A 2,955-nucleotide genomic window follows, 5' to 3' on the forward strand; every position below is an offset into this window, starting at 1 on the left:
CTGCCCGTCCCATTCCTGCCCGTCCCATTCCTGCTCGGCCAGTCGGTCGAGCAGCTCGCGGGCCTCGCACGCCGCTGCCGTGAGAGTGCGCAGTACCGCCCGCGCGACGTCCGCGGGCCCGCGGTCGAGCAGCTCCGCGGGCAGCGCCAGGCCCACCGGCACGCCGTCGGTACCGACCTCGGCGACGACCCCGGTCATCGGGTCGGTGTGGCGGCAGGTCTCGGCCGTCATCCGCCGGTCGGACGGTAGAAGCCGTAGAAGGACATGCCGATGTTGTCGGTACGCAGCCCCGAGACCGACACGGGGTCACCGGCCTCGACGAGTTGGCCGTTGCCGATGTACATCGCGACATGGCCGTCCCACACCGCCAGGTCGCCAGGCATGAGGTCCGACCGCGACACCTGTGCCCCCACTCCCTGTTCCTGGGCCAGACGGGGGATCTCGACCCCGGCGTCCCGGTACGCCCACTGGGTCAGGCCGCTGCAGTCCAGACCCTGGCCGGGAGTGGTCCCGCCCCACACGTAGGGCACACCCTGCTGGCTGAGCGCGTTGCGGACGGCCCCGGCGGCCTGCTCGTTGGGCGCGGTGGCCACGGACCCGTCGGGCAGCACGACGTCGACACCGCCCCCGAGCACCCCTGCCCCGGCCCCTGCGGAGTCTCCCGCTCCGCTCGCTGACCCCCCGGCGCCACCCGGGTCCCCGGCGCCACCCGGGTACGCGGCGCCACTCGGCGAGATGCCGTCCGCGGAGGCGGTTCCCGAGGAGCCGAGCGAACCGGGTCCGGAGCCGGTGTGGGCGGCGGTCGAGGCGTTGATCGCTCCGCCCGTACTCGAGTCCGTGATGCCCCCCGGTACGCCCGGGGCATCGGGGATGCCGGCGGCGACGGCACGCAGCTCGAGGGTCGGTCCCTTGAGCTCGAGTTGGACCCGCTCGGCCACCTGGATGCCGCGGGCCAGGTGTTCCGTCGCCAGACCCAGCAGCGCGACCTGGCCGGGCGGGGTCATCAGCGTGGGTCCCAGCGCCGCGGCGCGGGCGATGAACTGCTGCACGATGCCGATGACCTCGATGGTGCCGCGGACCACGATGTCGGCGGCGACGGCGGTGACCCTCGCGATCTCGACCGCGGACTCCGTGAGCGCCCCCACCGTCCGACCGATCTCGGCCACCGAGTGGGCGGCGCCCAGTGAGGCCAGCGAATCCCACGTCTCCGAGAGCAGTCGCTCGAGCGGTGGCCCGAGCCGCTGGGCCACCTCCAACCCGTCACTGACCGGTCGCATGACGTCCCGGGCCGGCTCGGGGACGAACTCCTCGGCCGAGAGCAGGTCGAGGATCTGCCGGATGGGCCCCGCGTAGGCCAGCGCGTCAGCGATCATCGGCCCGGCACCGTGATCCCGGCGACGTCGGTCCCGGCGGCGCCGAGGGCGTCGGCACCCGCCGCGTCGGTCTCGGAGTACAACCGGCCGGTCTCCAGGACCAGCTGCCCTGCGGCGTCGCTGACCCGCGCCACCCCGGCGAGCACCTCCCGGTGCCGCGCGGTGGCCGTGAGCAGCGCCGACATGAAGTCGGCCCCGACCGGTCCGAGTACCGGTGCCACCGCGTCGATGGGTAGCGAGTCCACGGCCCCGAGCGTTCCCCCCAGGACCTCGGCCAACGTGGTCAGCCCCGTACCCAGCTCCCGCAATCCGTCCTCGTGGACGTCGATCGCTCCGTCCGCCATTGCCTCGCCCCTCGTCGCCTCTTGTCCCGTCACAGGGTTCGACGCTTCGCGGACTCGCTCCGGTTCCGCCCGATCGGAGAATTCTCCGTTGTGGAATCCTGTCGGGCATGGACATCATCGTCGTGGACCACCCGCTGGTCGGAGACCGGCTCCGTACGCTGCGGGACTCCGCCACCGACACCGCCGGCTTCCGGGCGGCGATGGACGCGCTCGGCACCATGCTCTGCTACGAGGCCTTCCGCTCCATCCCGACCACCGAGGTGCCCGTCACCACGCCCGTGGCCGAGACGACCGGTGTCGCGGTGGACGGCGTCCCGCTCGTGGTGCCGGTCCTGCGGGCGGGACTGGGTCTGCTGGACCCGGCCACCCGGTTGCTCCCCGGAGCGCAGGTCGGGTTCGTGGGCCTGGCGCGCGACGAGGAGACCCACGTCCCGGTGTCCTACCTGTGCTCCCTGCCCGACGACCTCTCGGGCCGGCACGTGGTGGTGCTGGACCCGATGCTCGCCACCGGGGGCTCACTGGTCTCGACCCTGGAGACCCTCGCCGAGCGCGGCGCGACCGGGGTCACGGTGGTCTGTGTCCTGTGCGCACCGGAGGGCATCGAGACGGTGCGGGCGTCGGGGCTGGCGGCCCGGCTCGTCACCGCGACGGTCGACGACCGGCTCGACGACGACGCCTTCATCGTCCCCGGACTCGGCGACGCCGGCGACCGCCTGTTCGGCCCCCGCTGACCGGGACCCGGGACGCCACCGCTGGGACGCCACCGCTCGGAAACCCTCCGCGCGGTAGCCCTCCGCCGGGAGCCCTCAGCTCGGACGCCCCCCGCTCAGGAGGCGACGGCCGAGGCGACCGAGTCGGCGAGAGCGGCCACCCGTCGCGCCGCGTCCGCCCGGTCGGACGCGGACGGTCGTGCCGGGGTCCACGCCTCGACGTAGGTCTTGAGCAGGGGCTCGGTACCGGACGGACGGATCACCGCGCGGGCGCCCGGGGTCGAGACACGGAAACCGGCGGAGCCGTCCAACGGGGTCACCGTGCCGGTCGAGACCAGCAGATCGGCCGCCCGCCGGAGTTCCACGGCGGGGTCGGAGCCGGGCTGAAGAGGGAGCGGGACGTTGCGCCGCACATGCGCCCCGAACTCCTCGGCGAGCGCGTCGAGCCTCGCCCCGACCGGCGGGCCGCCCGATCCGATCATCGCGCACCACGCGCCGGCCGCGGAGATCCCGTCCTTGTCCGCCACC

General features: G+C 74.0%; 4 protein-coding genes and 1 pseudogene. 1 reads left to right on the forward strand and 4 read right to left on the reverse strand.

All coding sequences use genetic code 11. The features are described from left to right. From G6028_RS17070 to G6028_RS17080, 3 genes are all read right to left on the reverse strand, one after another. Positions 1-231 (reverse strand): hypothetical protein (locus G6028_RS17070; RefSeq protein WP_182659575.1); only part of this gene is annotated, 231 nt, incomplete at its 3' end. Then, on the reverse strand, positions 228-1,373 hold the full coding sequence (locus G6028_RS17075; RefSeq protein ID WP_182659576.1) for a C40 family peptidase: 1,146 nt from the start codon (positions 1,371-1,373) through the stop codon (positions 228-230). The genes G6028_RS17075 and G6028_RS17070, both read right to left, overlap by 4 nt. Next, on the reverse strand, positions 1,370-1,717 hold the full coding sequence (locus G6028_RS17080) for a type VII secretion target (protein ID WP_182659577.1): 348 nt from the start codon (positions 1,715-1,717) through the stop codon (positions 1,370-1,372). The genes G6028_RS17075 and G6028_RS17080 overlap by 4 nt, the downstream gene beginning before the upstream one ends. 107 nt (positions 1,718-1,824) lie before the next feature. On the opposite strand from G6028_RS17080, the gene upp reads away from it, so the two are divergent. Next, the gene (upp, locus tag G6028_RS17085) at positions 1,825-2,448 is read left to right on the forward strand and encodes a uracil phosphoribosyltransferase (RefSeq protein ID WP_182659578.1); all 624 of its coding nucleotides are present in this window, start codon (positions 1,825-1,827) and stop codon (positions 2,446-2,448) included. Between the two features lie 95 nt (positions 2,449-2,543). Here the strand turns inward: upp and G6028_RS17090 are convergent. Next, positions 2,544-2,955, reverse strand: a pseudogene (locus tag G6028_RS17090) (phospho-sugar mutase); the annotation flags it as partial.

The organism is Dietzia cercidiphylli (genome assembly GCF_014145145.1).
GTDB classification, from domain to species: domain Bacteria; phylum Actinomycetota; class Actinomycetes; order Mycobacteriales; family Mycobacteriaceae; genus Dietzia; species Dietzia natronolimnaea.